Source organism: Acinetobacter sp. ANC_7503 (assembly GCF_056780035.1).
Genome location: NZ_JBWYJA010000004.1, coordinates 21,965 through 38,998, shown reverse-complemented (window position 1 = coordinate 38,998; position 17,034 = coordinate 21,965). Strand labels below are relative to the sequence as shown.

General features: G+C 38.5%; 16 protein-coding genes. 5 read left to right on the top strand and 11 right to left on the bottom strand.

Features of this window, described 5'->3' with window-relative positions:
* Positions 1-18 precede the first annotated feature (18 nt).
* Positions 19-1,128 (bottom strand): prephenate dehydratase, encoded by a 1,110-nt coding sequence (pheA, locus tag AC1M9M_RS06490; RefSeq protein ID WP_035267321.1) that lies wholly within the window; start codon positions 1,126-1,128, stop codon positions 19-21.
* A gap of 282 nt (positions 1,129-1,410) precedes the next feature.
* Positions 1,411-2,553 (bottom strand): acyl-CoA dehydrogenase family protein, encoded by a 1,143-nt coding sequence (locus AC1M9M_RS06485; protein WP_481588981.1) that lies wholly within the window; start codon positions 2,551-2,553, stop codon positions 1,411-1,413.
* A 211-nt stretch (positions 2,554-2,764) separates the two neighbouring features.
* On the opposite strand from AC1M9M_RS06485, the gene AC1M9M_RS06480 reads away from it, so the two are divergent.
* Positions 2,765-3,766, top strand: coding sequence for a glycosyl transferase family protein (locus tag AC1M9M_RS06480; protein WP_180028570.1), 1,002 nt, complete (start codon positions 2,765-2,767; stop codon positions 3,764-3,766).
* A gap of 49 nt (positions 3,767-3,815) precedes the next feature.
* Here AC1M9M_RS06480 and AC1M9M_RS06475 read toward each other — a convergent pair whose 3' ends face one another.
* Entirely contained in the window at positions 3,816-4,082 is a 267-nt protein-coding gene (locus tag AC1M9M_RS06475; RefSeq protein ID WP_035267325.1) for a YeaC family protein, read from the bottom strand.
* A gap of 2 nt (positions 4,083-4,084) precedes the next feature.
* Positions 4,085-5,026: an NAD(+) kinase gene (locus tag AC1M9M_RS06470; protein ID WP_481595918.1), complete on the bottom strand. Its 942-nt coding sequence runs from the start codon at positions 5,024-5,026 to the stop codon at positions 4,085-4,087.
* Between the two features lie 227 nt (positions 5,027-5,253).
* Between AC1M9M_RS06470 and mrcB the strand changes: the two genes are divergently transcribed.
* Complete coding sequence (mrcB, locus tag AC1M9M_RS06465) at positions 5,254-7,650, top strand: penicillin-binding protein 1B (RefSeq protein WP_092767169.1); 2,397 nt, start codon at positions 5,254-5,256, stop codon at positions 7,648-7,650.
* A gap of 26 nt (positions 7,651-7,676) precedes the next feature.
* Complete coding sequence (locus tag AC1M9M_RS06460) at positions 7,677-8,246, top strand: tetratricopeptide repeat protein (protein WP_481595917.1); 570 nt, start codon at positions 7,677-7,679, stop codon at positions 8,244-8,246.
* Between the two features lie 31 nt (positions 8,247-8,277).
* Here the strand turns inward: AC1M9M_RS06460 and AC1M9M_RS06455 are convergent, their stop codons facing one another.
* Positions 8,278-9,180, bottom strand: coding sequence for a thiamine phosphate synthase (locus tag AC1M9M_RS06455; RefSeq protein WP_481595916.1), 903 nt, complete (start codon positions 9,178-9,180; stop codon positions 8,278-8,280).
* A 136-nt stretch (positions 9,181-9,316) separates the two neighbouring features.
* On the opposite strand from AC1M9M_RS06455, the gene hemP reads away from it, so the two are divergent.
* A complete protein-coding gene (hemP, locus tag AC1M9M_RS06450; protein WP_035267337.1) occupies positions 9,317-9,487 on the top strand; it encodes a hemin uptake protein HemP in 171 nt (56 codons plus the stop codon).
* Between the two features lie 101 nt (positions 9,488-9,588).
* Here the strand turns inward: hemP and AC1M9M_RS06445 are convergent, their stop codons facing one another.
* The 5 genes from AC1M9M_RS06445 to tsaA all read right to left on the bottom strand — a co-directional run bounded on the left by AC1M9M_RS06445 (position 9,589) and on the right by tsaA (position 14,830).
* On the bottom strand, positions 9,589-10,872 hold the full coding sequence (locus AC1M9M_RS06445; RefSeq protein WP_481595991.1) for a sensor histidine kinase: 1,284 nt from the start codon (positions 10,870-10,872) through the stop codon (positions 9,589-9,591).
* A gap of 60 nt (positions 10,873-10,932) precedes the next feature.
* Positions 10,933-11,598, bottom strand: coding sequence for a response regulator transcription factor (locus AC1M9M_RS06440; protein WP_481591355.1), 666 nt, complete (start codon positions 11,596-11,598; stop codon positions 10,933-10,935).
* A gap of 146 nt (positions 11,599-11,744) precedes the next feature.
* Positions 11,745-12,116, bottom strand: coding sequence for a NirD/YgiW/YdeI family stress tolerance protein (locus tag AC1M9M_RS06435; RefSeq protein ID WP_373683345.1), 372 nt, complete (start codon positions 12,114-12,116; stop codon positions 11,745-11,747).
* Positions 12,117-12,224: 108 nt separating this feature from the next.
* Positions 12,225-13,982, bottom strand: a complete 1,758-nt coding sequence (gene tfpB / locus AC1M9M_RS06430) for a type IV pilus assembly ATPase TfpB (protein WP_481595915.1) — start codon at positions 13,980-13,982, stop codon at positions 12,225-12,227.
* Between the two features lie 128 nt (positions 13,983-14,110).
* Entirely contained in the window at positions 14,111-14,830 is a 720-nt protein-coding gene (gene tsaA, locus AC1M9M_RS06425) for a tRNA (N6-threonylcarbamoyladenosine(37)-N6)-methyltransferase TrmO (protein ID WP_481595914.1), read from the bottom strand.
* A 105-nt stretch (positions 14,831-14,935) separates the two neighbouring features.
* On the opposite strand from tsaA, the gene AC1M9M_RS06420 reads away from it, so the two are divergent.
* Positions 14,936-15,715: a ferredoxin--NADP reductase gene (locus AC1M9M_RS06420; protein WP_035267346.1), complete on the top strand. Its 780-nt coding sequence runs from the start codon at positions 14,936-14,938 to the stop codon at positions 15,713-15,715.
* Between the two features lie 124 nt (positions 15,716-15,839).
* Here AC1M9M_RS06420 and AC1M9M_RS06415 read toward each other — a convergent pair.
* Positions 15,840-17,014, bottom strand: a protein-coding gene (locus AC1M9M_RS06415; protein WP_481595913.1) for an IS3 family transposase whose coding sequence is annotated in 2 segments (ribosomal slippage) — positions 15,840-16,762 and positions 16,762-17,014 — 1,176 coding nt in all. Because the reading frame shifts where the segments join, the coding sequence is not laid out codon by codon here.
* Positions 17,015-17,034 lie beyond the last annotated feature (20 nt).

Sequence of the window (17,034 nt, the reverse complement as noted above, 5' to 3'; positions counted from 1 at the left end):
TCTAAGTTTCAACTCTTTTTAAAGTACCGCAATTGGGTATGAACCAAGAACACGGATTTCTTTGACTAATGGACGAATTTCTTCGACAGCCGCACGTACGTTCTCTTGTTCGATATGCCCTTCTAAATCGATAAAGAATACATAAGCCCATTTTTCAGGCAAAGCAGGTCTTGTTTCGATACTGGTCAAGCTAATGTTATGTTTAGCGAACGGCGCTAAAATTTCTAATAACGCACCTGCACGGTCATGTGCAGAGATCAATAAAGAAGTTTTATCATTACCACTTTGTGGTACTTTTTCACGCCCAATAACTAAGAAGCGTGTTGTATTTTCTGGATTATCTTCAATATTGCTATGTAAGATTTCTAAATCATATAAGCTCGCAGCTGTTTCAGATGCGATTGCCGCAGAATGCCATTCATTACGGATACGGCGAGCAGCTTCAGCATTCGAACTCAAAGCCACACGTTCAACACCTGGATAATGAGCATCGAGCCAGCCACGACATTGAGCTAAAGTTTGTTGATGCGCATAGATTTGTTTAATGCTGTCTTTACGCGTATTTGAAGAAATCAAAAATTGATGATGAATACGTAATTCAACTTCACCAATCACATTTAAATGTGACGCTTTAAAACAATCAAGCGTGTGGTTAACCACACCTTCGGATGAGTTCTCAACAGGAACTAAACCATAATGTGCACTGCCTGCTTCGACTTCACGGAACACTTCATCAATTGTAGGAAGTGGGCGCACAACCGCATCATGTCCAAAATGCTTCAGTACTGCCGAATGGGTGTAAGTTCCTACTGGACCAAGGAAAGCAATGCTTTGTGGTGCTTCTAAAGCAAGACACGCAGACATAATTTCTCTAAACAAACGCGCCATCGTCACGTCAGATAAAGGACCTTCATTACGCTCCATCACATTACGCAAAACTTGTGCTTCACGCTCAGGACGATAAAACATTGGATTTTCTTCAGAAGCAAATTTTGCTTTTGCTACAGCTTCAGCAAGTCGTGCTCGACGGTTAATCAGTTGTTGGAGTTGTTGATCTACTGAGTCGATATCTTCGCGGATTTTAGCTAAGTCTAAAGAATTCGTCGTGTTTTGATCATCGTTGATCATTGTAATGTCGCCTTACAGAATCAGTTATGTAAACAGTATAACAATAGTTAGCTTTCAAATGTTAAGCAACCAAACTTTATGGCAATAAGACTTAAAAATATACAGTTGAAATAATCATCAATCCAATACGCGCTATAAATTAGAAAAAAGACAAGAACATTGAATAGGATAGCTTTAATCTTTTTTTTTAAAATCAGTTCGTTCTATAAGTTTTAAAATTGAAAACACATTCGAATACATCTCGCTTGTATTCCTCAAGCGAGATGTAAATACGGATAAAAATTAACGTCCTAGCATGCCACGTGCTACGATTTCTTTCATGATTTCGTTGGTTCCGCCGTAGATTCGTTGAATACGTGCATCCACAAAGAAGCGTGAAATAGGATATTCCGTCATATAGCCATAGCCACCAAAGAGTTGCAGTAGATTATCCGCCACTTTCATTTGCATATCTGTACTGAAACTTTTTAATGCAGCTGCTGTTTCAACATCCAATTTCCCTTCTTTATACAATGCTAGGTTTTGATTATAAAACGCGGCTGTAGCCAGTTCATCGATTTTCGCTTGTGCTAAAACAAAACGAGAATTTTGGAATTGTCCAATTTTTTGACCAAAAGCCTGACGTTCTTGGACATATTGAACTGTCACATCGATTGAACCTCGAATTGCTCCTAATGCTGTCGCAGCAATCGCTGTCCGTTCACGTGGTAATTCTTGCATCAAATATGCAAATCCCTGACCCGCTTGACCTAAAAGCTGATCAGCTGGAACTTTGACATTGTCAAAAAAGAGTTCCGAAGTATCTTGGGAATGCAAACCGATTTTGTCGAGATTTGTGCCTTTTTTAAACCCTTCTAAATGAGTATCAACCAATAGAAGTGAGACGCCTTTAGCACGTGCCTGAGGATCTGTTTTAACGGCAAGCACAACCAAGTCTGCATGCTGACCATTTGAAATAAAAGTTTTAGAGCCATTCAAAACATAATGATTACCATTCAAAATGGCATTCGTACGGATGGCTTGTAAATCAGAACCAGCACCTGGCTCTGTCATTCCAATTGCCCCGACCACTTCACCAGAAACCATTTTTGGCAACCAGTATTTTTTTTGTTCTTCGTTCGCGATATGTAGAATATATGGTGCTGCAATTTCTGAGTGACATGAAATACCTGTCGATAATGCGCTATAACCTGCACGTGCCGACTCTTCAACCAACATTAAAGAATATTCTGTTGGAACACCATAACCACCATATTCTTCAGGAACATCTACGCACAAGAAGCCATTTTCACCAAGTGCATTCCACACTGAACGTGGCATTTTTCCTTCGCGTTCCCACTGCTCATAATAAGGAGCAACGTGCTCACTCATAAAACGTTTGAAATTATCACGGAATAATTCTAAATCTGCATCATATGCCAACATTCTTGTGTTCCTTACACTTCATTTTTTTATAAGTTTTCATGCTATCCCGTTTTTTTCCAGTTGTCATGGACAAAAGCGCTTGAAAATTCATACAATTTGGTCAGTCTCAAAAGCTAAAAATAATGCTTGATCATTGAATTTGATATTTAGCTTTTATTCGAAGCATCATTCCACGTTACAATGTCATTAAGAACATCCAACTGCATTGATCATGAATACAAAACGTAATTTATATAAAGACTTTGAACATCCATTTGCGCAATTTGTTCGTATTCTTGGCAAAGGAAAAAATGGTGCGCGATCACTGACCTATGAAGAAGCCTATCAAGCATTTGAGATGATTTTAAAAAATGAGGTATTAGACGTTCAGCTGGGTGCTTTTTTAATGCTTTTACGAGTGAAAGAAGAATCTGTAGATGAACTGGCTGGCTTTGTGCAAGCGACTCGTGATCAACTTAAATTTAGAGCTATTGATGTCGACCTAGACTGGTCTTCTTACGCGGGGAAACGCAAACACTATCCGTGGTTTATCTTATCGGCGTTAACCTTAGCAAAACATGGTCATCGTATTGTAATGCATGGGGCTTCTGGACATACCATCAATCGATTATATACAGAACAAGTTTTACAGTATTTAGGTTATACCATTTGTCAAAATGAAAACGAAGTGGCATCAGAACTGAATCAGCATAACTTTGCCTATATACCACTCGAAGTCATTTCACCTACCTTGAGTGATTTAATTGCATTACGCAATATCATGGGCTTACGCTCACCCATTCATACGCTTTCACGACTCATCAATCCCTTCAATGCCAAAGCCACTTTGCAAGCGATATTTCACCCTGCGTATCGCAGTTCTCATCAACAGACTGCTGCCAAATTAGGTTACGTTAACAGTGCGGTGATTAAAGGTGAAGGCGGTGAATTTGAACGAAACCCAGATGCAAAAACCTTAATTTGCGGTATACGAGACGGTGAACTGTATGAGCTTGAACTTCCGAAACTCACAGCTGATCGTTCAGCAATTGAAGAAGAGTTGAACTTAGATACTTTCAATGCCGTATGGTTAGGTGATGCCCACCATAGCTATGGAGAGGTGGCTGTTATTGAAACTATGGCAATCGCAATCTACACTATGAATGTGGCTGAAACATTTACACAAGCACAGACCTTGGCTCAAGAATACTGGCAGTCACGTCATCGAGTTTAAATTCGGATTAAAAAAAGACACTATCAGGTGTCTTTTTTAACATAGAAGATTATACAAAACGTATAGGTTGAAATTCTGGCTCTGGAACATGTGAATCACATTCATCACCTTCCTCTTTATGACCTTTATCAATATACCCTGATCTTTCTGTTTCTGGCAGATTTTTAGCTTCCCAAGCAATGACTGCTTGCATTGAAATCTGACGCTGCTCTTGAGTTAAAGCTACACCGTTTGGCCATTTACCGATTTCAACGGCAGTTCTTAAACGAGCAACGATGTCTGCATCCAAAACTGATAACATTTGTTCAATATTCATGTTTAGTCCTGCTGATGAAATGAATCGTAATCTTGATTCCATCCTAGTTTGGTACGACATGCCATATAAAAGTCGTATCCAGGTGGATGTAATAAAGTAAGTTTGAAAGGATGTTTGCGAATATGCAACCAATCACCTTCATTTAAAGAAACACTGTGTTGCCCATCAGCACTCACCATTGGCAACACTCGATTCTTACAAATTTGAATTTTAATTTCACTTTGACCACCCACCACAATCGGACGAGAAGAAAGCGTATGCGGGTGCATTGGCACTAGCGCGATCGCATCCATACTTGGGTGCAAAATTGGACCGCCACCAGAAAGTGCGTATGCTGTTGAACCCGTAGGTGTCGATACAATCAAACCATCACTGTGTTGGCGATAAACATATTGACCATCAATATGAAGATCAAACTCAATCATATGGACTGACTTACCTGAATGCAGAACCACATCATTCAATGCTATTGCATCATAAATCAGTTCATTTTTACTACGAACTTCGACTTCTAATAAAAAACGGCGATCTAGCTGAAACTCACCTTTCAAGACTTGATCTAATTTAAATAACACTTCTGTCGGTTTGATATCTGTTAGGAAACCTAAACGCCCACGGTTTACCCCGATGACGGGAGTATTGTATTTCACTAAAGATCTAGCCGCTTGAAGCAATGAACCATCACCACCTACGACAATCACCAAATCTGTAACTTCACCCAATAAAGCTCGACTGACCGTTTGCGAATTTTTATAAGGGACCAATTTAGCGGTTTCTGAATCAAAAACTGGATGCAAACCTAAACTAATCAAATGGTCATGAATTAGACTTAAAGTCTCAACCACAGATGATTTATCTGGTCGTCCAATTAATCCAATATTACGAAATGACTTTGCTGAAAGTTGCACGTATGCTACGGCTCCAGATGAATTGTTGAGTATCATATCATCATCATTCTGTGACTTACATATTTCAAGCCTGTTTCATGTTATGAATTTCACGAATAATTTCACATTTCCCCAACTTAAAATCTTAATTTTCTCCTTAATATTGAATTAGATAAATCATTACATTTATCTAAAAAAGGCATAAATTCACAGTTTAATTATTGCAAATTATAAAAAAGCTTCGCATGATGAGCGCAATAAAACAGAGTTTTGCTTTTTGATCTATGAAGTTTGAACGTGGTATTGGCTTAATTGCATTGATTTTCTCAGTGCTGGTGATTTCTGCATTTGTGGCTTTTAGTATTTATCTAATCCGTTTAGATAATATTATTCGCGATAAATTTGAAGGCAATCGTTGGGATATTCCAGCGAAAGTATATGCACGTCCCTTGGAAGTTTATGCTAATGCACCCGTTGAGCAACAAAACTTCATTCAAGAGCTAGGTCTGTTGGGTTATAAAAACGCTGAAGACTATACCAAGCCAGGTAATTTTTTGGTTCAAGGTAATACCATTTATGTCCACACGCGTGGTTTCGATTTTGGTGATAGTGTAGAACCAGAACAAATCCTCCAAGTCAGTTTTGGCGCTAGTCAAATTTCAGAGATTAAAGCAACAAAACCATCGAGTACGGGGATTGCCCGTCTAGAACCAATGTTAGTTGGGGGAATCTACCCTCAACACAACGAAGACCGTGTTCTCATTAAACTCAATCGTGTTCCTAAACCTTTAATTCAAGCGCTTATTGCCACTGAAGACCGTAACTTCTATCACCATCACGGCGTCTCGTTTCGTGGTACAGCACGCGCAGTTGTAAGCAACGTTACTGGTGGTAAGCGTCAAGGTGGTTCTACACTCACGCAGCAATTGGTTAAAAACTTTTATTTGACCCCTGAACGTACAATCAAACGTAAAGTAAATGAAGCCTTTATGGCTTTGTTGCTTGAGTTTCATTATGACAAAGATGAAATTCTGGAAGCATATTTGAATGAAGTTAATTTAGGACAAAATGGTAATTACTCGATCAATGGCTATGGTTTAGCGTCTCAATTTTATTTTGGTTTACCACTTAGAGAATTGAGTATAGCGCAACAGGCTTTCCTTGTCGGACTCGTTCAAGGTCCTAGCTTATACAATCCTTGGAGAAATCCTGAAAGTGCATTAAAACGCCGTAATGTTGTTCTAAACAATATGTTAGTCATGGGATATTTGACTGAAGAGCAATATGAAACTGAGTCAGCTAAACCTTTAAACGTGATTAAAAAACCGACTTTAGGCCCAGCTCGCTTCCCTGATTTCCTAGACATCGTTCGTCGTCAACTCAAAACAGAATACCAAGAAAGCGATTTAACGAAACAAGGTCTTCGAATTTTCACCACATTAGATCCAATCGCACAAATCAAAGTACAAAAATCATTTACAGATTCAGTATCAAGACTGTCTAAGACCAATCCTGCACGCTTGAAAGAGCTTCAAGGCGCGGTATTAGTTTCTCACCCTGAAAATGGTGAATTGATTGCAGCCGTAGGTTCAGTATCTGACTTCACAGGTTTTAACCGCGCAGTTGATGCAAAACGTCAGGTAGGCTCATTATTAAAACCTGTTATTTTCCTAACTGCTTTGGAATCTGGTCGTTATAACTGGGCGACGGCAATCGAAGACTCGCCAATTAGTGTGCCAGTCGATCGCAATCAGACTTGGACACCCAAAAATTATAGCGGAACTTCGTATGGTTACGTCCCAATGGTTCAAGCTTTAGCCAATTCGTATAACCTATCTACAGTTCGCTTAGGACAAGAATTTGGACTTTCTTCATTTACCAATCATTTAATGAAGTTTGGCGTGACTTCACCTATTCCAAATTACCCATCGATTTTCTTAGGGGCTGTTGAAATGTCGCCTATGGAAATCATGAATATTTATGGCAACTTTGCAACTGGAGGGTTTAAATATCCTACAAAATCTATCCGAACAGTTGTTGATACCAATGGGCAGCTCATTAATCGCTACAGTTTAAATGTTCAACAAACGATCGACCCATCGGCTGCTTATATTTTAAATTACGGATTACAACGTGTGATGTCGGCAGGTACAGGACGTGCTGCTTATAACGGCCTCGCTCCGAATCTAAATCTAGCGGGTAAATCAGGTACGACCAATGATACAAGGGACTCGTGGTTCGCGGGGTATTCAGGTAATCATTTGGCAGTTGTCTGGCTTGGATTAGATGATAATAAAGTGACAGGCTTAACGGGCTCATCTGGCGCTTTACCCGTGTGGACCAACGTAATGAAGCAACTGAAGCAAAAACCTGTCAATTTACGTCAACCTGATGAAGTACAGTGGCATTGGATTGACTCAAATAGCGGTGAGCTTTCAGCACAAGGTTGTCAAGGTGCGCTCTATGTACCGATACTTAAATATACTGTTCCTCGTCGCGCAACAGCATGTGGCTTACCACACTACCAAGTAGAGCCGACTTACGTTCCTGAAACGAATGCAGAAGAAATTCCAGCAGAAGACAGCATCGACCAATATATTCGTGAGAGCGAAACAGAAATGGAACGGGATTTAAATACGAATGCCACTCGAGTACTTTCGAGTGGAAGTTATAATCCTTAAAATAAGTTTAGGAGGAGTTAAGGTTAATGACAAAACTGAATTTTAGCGTACTATTCGCCAGCATATTACTCTTAGGCGGTTGCCAAACTTTAACCTCCCCTCAAAACTCACAACCGTCTCAGAAACCTAAACAAGCTGAGACTAAAACAACACCATCTCAAAAAGATGCCGATGGTATTAAAATTACGCCTTATGATCGACCCAAGATTAAACGGGAACAATTACAAATTGTTATTCCTGAACAGAAAAGCTCAACTCAAAAATTCGATGATGGCCGCCAACTTCCCGCATTTAAAAATCTAATGCAACAAACCCATCATGCATTTCGTCAAGCAAAATGGAGTGAAGCTGAGAAAGCCGCACTCCAAGCACAAAGACTTGCCCCTCAATCTGCAGAGACCTATATGTATCTCGCGATGATTGCCAATCAAAAAAATGAGGCAAAAAATGCTGAATCATTGGCAAAACGAGGTCTCAGTTATGCTCAAACAGCAACGATGAAGCGACAACTTTGGCAAATTATTTTGAAATCAGGTCAACTCCAAAAAAATCAAAAACTCATCCAAGAAGCACAAAACCAAATCAAGAAATTTTGATGTAAGCATGAGTTTTGCTTTTTTAATGCCTTTAAAAAGCACGAATACCAGCAATTCCATAAGCTCCATGTTGTATGGCCTGATCTAATAATTCAGGCTTCATACCGCCTAGCGCATAAACTGGTATATGTATATCTTTTGATAACAATTCAAACTGCGTCCAACCTAAGGGTGCTTGCTGAGGATGCGATGTTGTACACAGTACTGGACTTAAAAATATTGCATCAAAACCTAACGCTACAGCTCGACTGACACTAGAATGGTCATGACAGGATGCGATGCGTTTAATGCCCTTCCATTCCTCCATAAATGAATCAGAATTTAATTGCATCAACTGATCATGTTTAAATTGTACGGCAAATACTTTTTTCTGATTTGATTCTGATAATCCCATCCACACATCACGATTGATAATGAGCTGATCCAGTTGATTATACTGGTTGAGTTGCAGCGCAAAATCTAAAGCATTTTCAGTTCTCAAATAGCTAACTTGATTAAGATCAATGGTTGTATCGAGACGATCTATATTTTTTATTGCAATTTTATTCGGCCAGAGTAGTCGTTTAACAATGGCATCATTGGCTTTAGGAAAATTCAAAATGGTTAGTGCTGAACGATCATGCCATGTCCAAGGACTTTCAATATGATCTAGTAGAGACTGATCTACATAAGCCTGATAAATGTGCAATTTTACGATTAGATCTTCATATTCATGCGTAATAATATCGAATAAATAGACATGATCTAGAAAAATTCCCACCTCTTCTTGAACTTCACGCTTGCAAGCTTGTTCAGGAGTTTCACCTAACTCCACTTTTCCTCCAGGAAACTCAGCTTTATCCCCCTGATGTAAAGAGACTTCTCTCCACCCGACAAGAACTTGATTTTTGTGGAATAACAACGCTATAGAAACATTAAGAGTTTTTTTTGACATGATTATCTTTCAAAAAATGAGTGCTTAATTGTAAGCATTTTATGTTTTTTTATAAATGAGAAAAATTATCGTTGACAGCTCTATTCGATAATGATTATCATTTAAATCGTTCACCACATACCACGGAGTCCAAGGAATGAACGCACCATTTAGCTTATTCACACGTAATAACGAAAACCACCAAGCATTACCAATGCTTCACTCAAATAATCTATTTGCTCTAGGCAGAGAAATTCGCATCATGCATGCAGGAGAAGAATATCGCCTTCGTCTCACACGAAATAATCGACTCATTTTGACAAAATAAAAATTCTAAAATTTGATAATAATAATCGTGGAACTAAGCAGTATGAATCAGCGCATACTGCTTCTTTAATTTTATTTCTTCAACTTTATAGACAATTGGTTTTAATGAAATTTTATTTCAACTTTTAAACCACCTAACTTCGATTTCTTAAATACAATCTCGGCTTGATGTAATTCGACAATTTTACGGCAAATTGATAATCCTAATCCTGAGCCCGTTGTACGTGTGCCTAACTGACGATAAAATCTTTCTCCCAGCCGATCAATCACTGTTTGCTCAATGCCGTGACCTTCATTTTCAATCACAAATAGAATTTCATTATTATTTTGTTTGATTAAAATATCAACGATTCCATTCTGTGGCGTATAGCGGATTGCATTATCGACTAAATTTCGAATGCAGCTAAACATTAACTCAGGATTTGCCTTAATCGCATGATTTCCTAACTCAGTTTTAAACTGAATATTTTTTTCTTGGCTCAAAGGTTGTACTGAATGTAAAACCTCTTTCGTCAAACGGTCTAAATCTATGGACTGTATCGGTACATCTTGCGTTGAAGACGGATCAAGTCTGGCCAACAAAAGTAAATTTTCTAAAATATTTGAGCCCCTACTCACATCTTTTAGAATCTGCTCTAAGTCTTGTGACAAATCCTCATGATCAGACTGGTATTTTCGTTTTAAAAGTTGTAACCGCATTTGAATCGCTGAAAGTGGCGACCTTAATTCATGGGATGCATCTGCTGTAAAGCGTTGTTCCGCAGTAATTGCACGATCTAAACGCTCCATCATTTGGTTTATTTGATGCACAATAGGTTGTAGTTCTTTTAGTTCTGGTTTTGAGGGTGTAATCGGTGATAAATCCTTAACAGTCTTTTGCGATATTAATTTTGAAAGTTGGTGAATAGATCGAAACTGACGTCGTATAATAAAGTGTAGAATAAACCATTGAATGCCCCATAAAATAATGAGAACACCACCGTAGCCCAGCAAACTTTTGAATAACTGATCAACACGCGCTGACATGGGTTGAAGCATAGTTAGAATTTGCTGATCACTTTGCTCACTGTAATAACGAAATAATCGTCCTTCTAGCCAAACAAAACCAAAGTGATCATTCTGAAAAAACACCTTGGAACCAATTTGATTGAAAGCAAGGTCATGGGATTCAATCAAAATAAGTTCATCGAGCTTTAATTCATATTTGATATCAAATTGTTCACTTAAATCATCTAACTCATTTCCCACATGACTTGAAATATCACTGACCAAAATCAAATCGGCGATTTCATCCATCATATTGTCATGGGTCTGCATGTTTTGGTAAAGCGAGATCACAAATAAAAGAATTAATGCGATAACGCCCGCCAACATCGAACTGAGCATTGAAGACTTAACAAGACGATGTTGTAAAGAAATAGGGTGCTGATGCAACGCTGTTCTACCTTAAGCCTGATCTAAATTCATTCTATAACCTAATCCGCGAATCGTTTTAATCATGGTTGAGCCTATTTTTTTCCGAATCTGATAAATAAAAACTTCAACTGCATTACTTTCGATTTCATCACCCCAAGCATATAAGGACTCTTCTAGTTGTTCACGTGTCACAACACGTTCAGGATGTTGCATCAACTTATATAAAATTTGGTACTCTTTCGCTGTGAGATTGACAATTTCTGAATTCAATTTAACAACTTTGGTTTGGGGGTCCAAACTCACGGATCCATACATTAGGATTTGAGACGTGCCTTTGTGCTGAGTACGTAATTGTGCTCTCACTCTCGCCGAGAGCTCATCTAAACTGAATGGTTTAACTAGATAATCATTAGCCCCCAAATCAAGTCCTCCAACACGATCTTGGATACTGTCTTGGGCTGTAATAAAAATAACTGGTGTATTGTGTTGGTGTTTTCTTAAATGTGTCAGAATGTCATCACCAGTTGCTTTCGGTAATCCACGATCAAGTAATAAACAATCATATTGATGCTGCTCAATTGCTAATATCGCATGATCTCCACGCTCGACCCAATCAACACTATATCCATCCATTTCTAACCAAGCTTTGATACTTTCAGCTTGTGACACATCATCTTCTGCTAATAATATACGCATGTCTCTCTTCACTAAGCCACAATTCATTCACTATAAAGTTTTTCAAAAAAAGATGCATAAAAAAACCACATTTCTGGAGAATGTGGTTTTTTTGGTTTGAGTACTTAAAAGCCATAAATCAAATACTCAATTCAGTAAATAGCTCATTAAAATTGAACTTGATCTACATCAATTTCTACACGCTTAGCAGGCTTATAATCAATATCCACTTCACCAATTAAAACAACAGGTGTTTTTGCAGAGATTGGTTTACCTTGCCAAAGTTCATCATCAATATCCACCGTGATCACACCTGTGCTATCGCGGAATTGATATTTTTCATCACCAGTTGCCTTAACAATATAGCCTTTTAATTTCACTGGCGTATCATCTTTGGCAGTTAAAGCACTTTTAACAGTCGTAATTGCTTGTGGTGCAATGGCTGCATGATTAACAGCACTTTGGTTCACTGCCGTATTAGCCATTGCAAATGTAGTTGCACCGACTAAAGCTGTCGCAATTAAAGCTTGATTAAACATTTTCATTTTCTATACCTTTTCAAGTGATGTTTGTTTCGATGAAGCTATTAAAACAAACAAAGCTGAAGCGAATCTTAAGAAATATGAATATTTATTAATCTTTGACAATTAACTTAGTGGTACGACTCTTAGCACCTCTTCTAATGTCGTTACCCCTTCAAGGACTTTTCGAGCACCCGCAATACGCAACGGCTCTACACCTTCTTTTTTTGCGTGAGCACGTAATTCATCTAAATTAAGATTAGCACTGATTTTTTGTTTTGTTTCTAGAGACACAGGCATAAATTCATATATACCCACCCGCCCCTTATACCCTGTGTGACGACAATGTTCACAGCCTTTGGCATGATACACTTGAGCAGGCATCTTTACTAAATACCCATAGGTCAGATGCTCCCATTCTTGAGCATTAATTTCCCGTTTTTCTTTACAATGAGAACATAATTTTCTGACTAGCCTTTGCGCCAAAACCCCTAAGATTGTTGCCGCTGTTAAAAATGGCTGCACCCCTAGATCATGTAAACGAGTCAAGCTTGAAGGTGCATCGTTTGTATGAAGTGTTGAAAGTACGAGATGACCTGTTAACGCAGCTTGAATCGCCATATTCGCTGTATCTTGGTCTCGGATTTCCCCTACCATGATAATGTCTGGATCTTGGCGCATGAGGGCACGTACACCATCGGCAAAAAGAAGATCAATTGCAGGGTTTACCTGCATCTGATTAAAGCTCGGCTCTATCATCTCGATAGGATCTTCAATCGTACAAACATTTAATTGCTCAGTCGCAAGTTGTTTCATTGATGAATATAGGGTTGTGGTTTTACCTGAACCAGTTGGACCTGTCACTAAAATGATACCGTGACTATTTTTGGTAATGGCATTCCATTGTTCTAGCAGTTTTCCTTCAAAACCCAGTTGTTGGAAACTCCTCACTAATACTTCAGGATCAAAAATTCGCATTACCATTTTTTCGCCTGCTGCAGTAGGCAGAGTTGATAAACGCAGTTCAGTTTCTTGACCCTTAGGTGTACGCGTTTTTAAACGCCCATCCTGAGGACGTCGTTTTTCTGCAACGTTCATACGCCCCAGAATTTTAATACGAGAAATTACTGCCGTGAGTGTATTACTGGGCATGTTATAAATCGTATGCAGCACACCATCGATACGGAATCTAACACGTCCTTTCTCCGCACGAGGCTCAAGATGAATATCGCTCGCACCCTGTTCAAAGGCAAATTGAAGCAACCAGTCGACTAATTTTACGATGTGCTGATCGTTGGCATCAGGATTTTGACTATCACCCAATTGTAAAAGGGATTCAACACCTCGGCTCTGTCGGTCGTAAGCTCCTGAATATTGAGAAGAGTTTACTGCTCGGCTCACTTGATAATATTCAATCAAGTAACGTTGTAACTGCTCTGGATTCAGTAAAACCTTAACAATTTTTTTAGGACTTAAGCTCTTTTCTAAATTCTTAACCCAATCATCCAAGAATGGTTGATCTGTACCGATTAAGATCTGATCAGGATGCACCTCCACCGCTAGAATTTTATTTTTGAATGCATATTCTTGTGACATGACCTGAGTCAGTGCTGCAACATCTGCTTTAAGCGGGTCAATCACATAATATTGGAGTTGTGTTTTTAATGCTAACCACTCACATAAGCGTTGCAGTGTTAACTTATGTTGAGGTTGAACTTGATCTACCAATTCAAAATGAGCAATCCACTGCAATGGATGCCATTTAAATTGATCTTTTTGGCGGTGTCGGGTTTGAATGAGCAACTTATCTCGCTCTAAAATACGACCATCTTTTAGTAGTTGTTCTAAACACCATGTTGTATCAATTTCAAAATTAAAATTCATTCAAATTGCCCCATTCCTTGAGCCCAACTATAGCAAATTCTTTATTCAACATTAGCCTTTAGCCTATTCAGAATTTACAATTAAATTCATTAGATCAAATTCAGCTTTAAATACATCAGTCCAACAATTTATTCGTTTGAACAAAGTTCCAGTGCAACGATCTCAACCTCAGTATCCACTTTAAATTTGACAATTAAGGGGCCGAAACTTAGCCCATAAATTCGCTCAGGATCATTTTGATAAGATGGTCTTGGATCAAATGACAAAACTTGTTCCAATTCCTTGATTAAACTTTCAGCGACACATTGTTGATCCAACAGTTGATTTCGCTGAATTTCAGCAGTTTTTGACCAAACAACTTTTTTTTGAATTGGCTTATCCTGTGCATAACCGCTCGTCGCCTCAACCACGGCATCAGAATATTGAATATATGGTTTGATATCGATAACGGGTGTTCCATCTAGTAAATCACTGCCAGACACATACAATCTCAAAGAATCACCTTCTTTAAAAAGTTTTTTGAATTGTACGACTGACATGCCGATAGGTGCTGGACGGTACATGCTTCTTGTCGCAAAGACTCCCACTTTTTTATTTCCACCTAAACGTGGTGGTCTGACTTGAGGCTTAAATTTTTGATTATCTTGATTTTTATTATCGTGAAACTGCCAAATCAGCCATAAGTGACTGAAATCATGTATACCTTCAAAAGCCAGTTCATCATTATATGGCGCCAATAGTTCAATATAACTTTCAACATTTACTAAATTTGGCTGACGTGGAATACCAAACTTTTCTTTGTAGGGAGATCTCATTATACCAATCACAGGTAAAGTCAGCTCATTCATAATCACTTTTTTTGATAAGCTCAATTAAATATATTCAGTTTATCGAGAATGGTTTTAGTTTAGAATAGCAAGCTGTTCTAATTTGATAATTTATTGAGACCTTTAATGGCTGCTTTTAACGTCGAAAAGATTACTCACGTACACCACTGGAATGACACATTATTCAGTTTTAAAACGACTCGCGATACAGCATTGCGTTTTAAAAATGGTCAATTTGTGATGATTGGTTTAGAAGTCAATGGCAAGCCTTTAATGCGTGCATATTCGATTGCTAGCGCGAACTATGAAGAAGAACTTGAGTTTTTCTCTATTAAAGTTCCAGATGGTCCTTTGACATCAATCCTACAAAAAGTAAAAGTTGGTGATGAAATTTTAGTTTCTAAAAAACCGACTGGTACACTTGTTCTTGATGATTTAAATCCTGGTAAAAACTTGTATCTTTTATCATCAGGTACTGGTTTAGCTCCTTTCCTTTCGACTATCCGTGATCCAGAAACTTATGAGCGTTTCGAGAAAATCATCGTTGTACACGGTACACGTTATATCTCAGAGTTGGCGTATCAAGACCTTATTCAAAATGAAATTCCAAACCATGAGTTCTTTGGGGAACTTGGTGCGAAAGAAAAGTTAATTTATTACCCAACAGTTACACGTGAAGACTTCCATACTCAAGGTCGTGTTACAACTGCGATTGAAACTGGTGCTCTTTTCGAGAAAATCGGCTTACCTCGTTTTAATCCTGAAACTGACCGTGCAATGTTATGTGGTTCTCCTGCATTCCTTGACGATGTAGCTGCACTTCTTGACCAACATGGCTTAAAAGAATCTCCACGTATGGGTGTTCTTGGTGATTATGTGATTGAACGTGCGTTTGTTGAAAAATAAAATTACGTACAATAAAAAACCGAGCTTTTTTGCTCGGTTTTTTTATTGAGTGTTATATTTACCCTATTATTTAAATCGATTTTATCTTGATTTAACTCTGTAGTAACTTTATTCAGTGTAGAGGTCAACAAATATTGGACATAGTTTTAAGTTTTTGTTCAGCCTTACAAGGGCTGATGCCATCATTAAATTGATGTCGTCGAATCTGATTGTAATATTTCATCAGATACAGACCGATATCTAGCTTTGCTTCTTCAATTGAGTGATATCCGAGTTTAGGAATCCATTCAGTCTTAAGGCTCCTGAAGATTCGTTCTGTTGGAGCATTATCCCAACAGTTACCTTTTCGGCTCATACTTTGTCGCATGTCATAATGCTCTAACCTCTGTCGAACGAGATGACTTTTATATTGGCTACCTGAGAAGCATTGCTTCGCAAGAGAATGAAAGATGACACCAACAGGCTTTCCTCTACGATGCCATGCTTCATCTAAAGCCTTAATCACTAAATGCTGATCTGCTTTTGCTGATATAGACCAACCAATGATTCGACGTGCATATAAATTAAGAACGATAGCAAGGTAAGCCCATGTTTTACCTGTCCAAATATATGTAATATCGCTGCTCCAAGCATGGTTAGGTTGAGCAGGTTTAAATTGCCTATTTAATGTATTTGGGGCAACAGGAATATCATCAACATTGCTTTGATACTTGTGCCTCTTACGCTGTTTGGAAACAAGCCCCAATTCACGCATCAACTTACGTACCAAATAGCGCCCAACACTAATACCTTGATTCAGTAGCATTGATCGAATTCCACGACTGCCGAGAGAGCAACGACTCTGTCTAAAAAGACTCTTGATCATCACTTTAAGCTTGATGCGATCTGGATTCGAACTTTTACTTTTTGAACAGTAATGGTAGTAACTTGAACGAAGTACACCAAAGGCGTGACATAATAATTTAACAGAGCTTAGCTTTCTTAATTGATCGATCAAGACATATGTTTGAATTCGTCTGACATTAAGAGAGCTGTAGCCTTTTTTAGAATAATCTTCTCCTGTTCGAGTTGATGAATACGAGCTTTAAGTTGCTGTATTTCTCTTTGCTCGGGAGTTAAAGCAGTGGCTGTTGGAGCTTGACCTGTACGTTCCAGTTGAAGTTGATCGACCCAACGTTTTAATGCTGTTTGTCCAACATCTAAAGCACGACAGGCTTGAGAAATTGAATAGCCTTGATCAAGCACAAGGCTAGCTGCCTCTAATTTGAATTCTGGAGTGAATGTTCGTCTTGTTTTCATTGAGCACCTCTTTGGTGAAT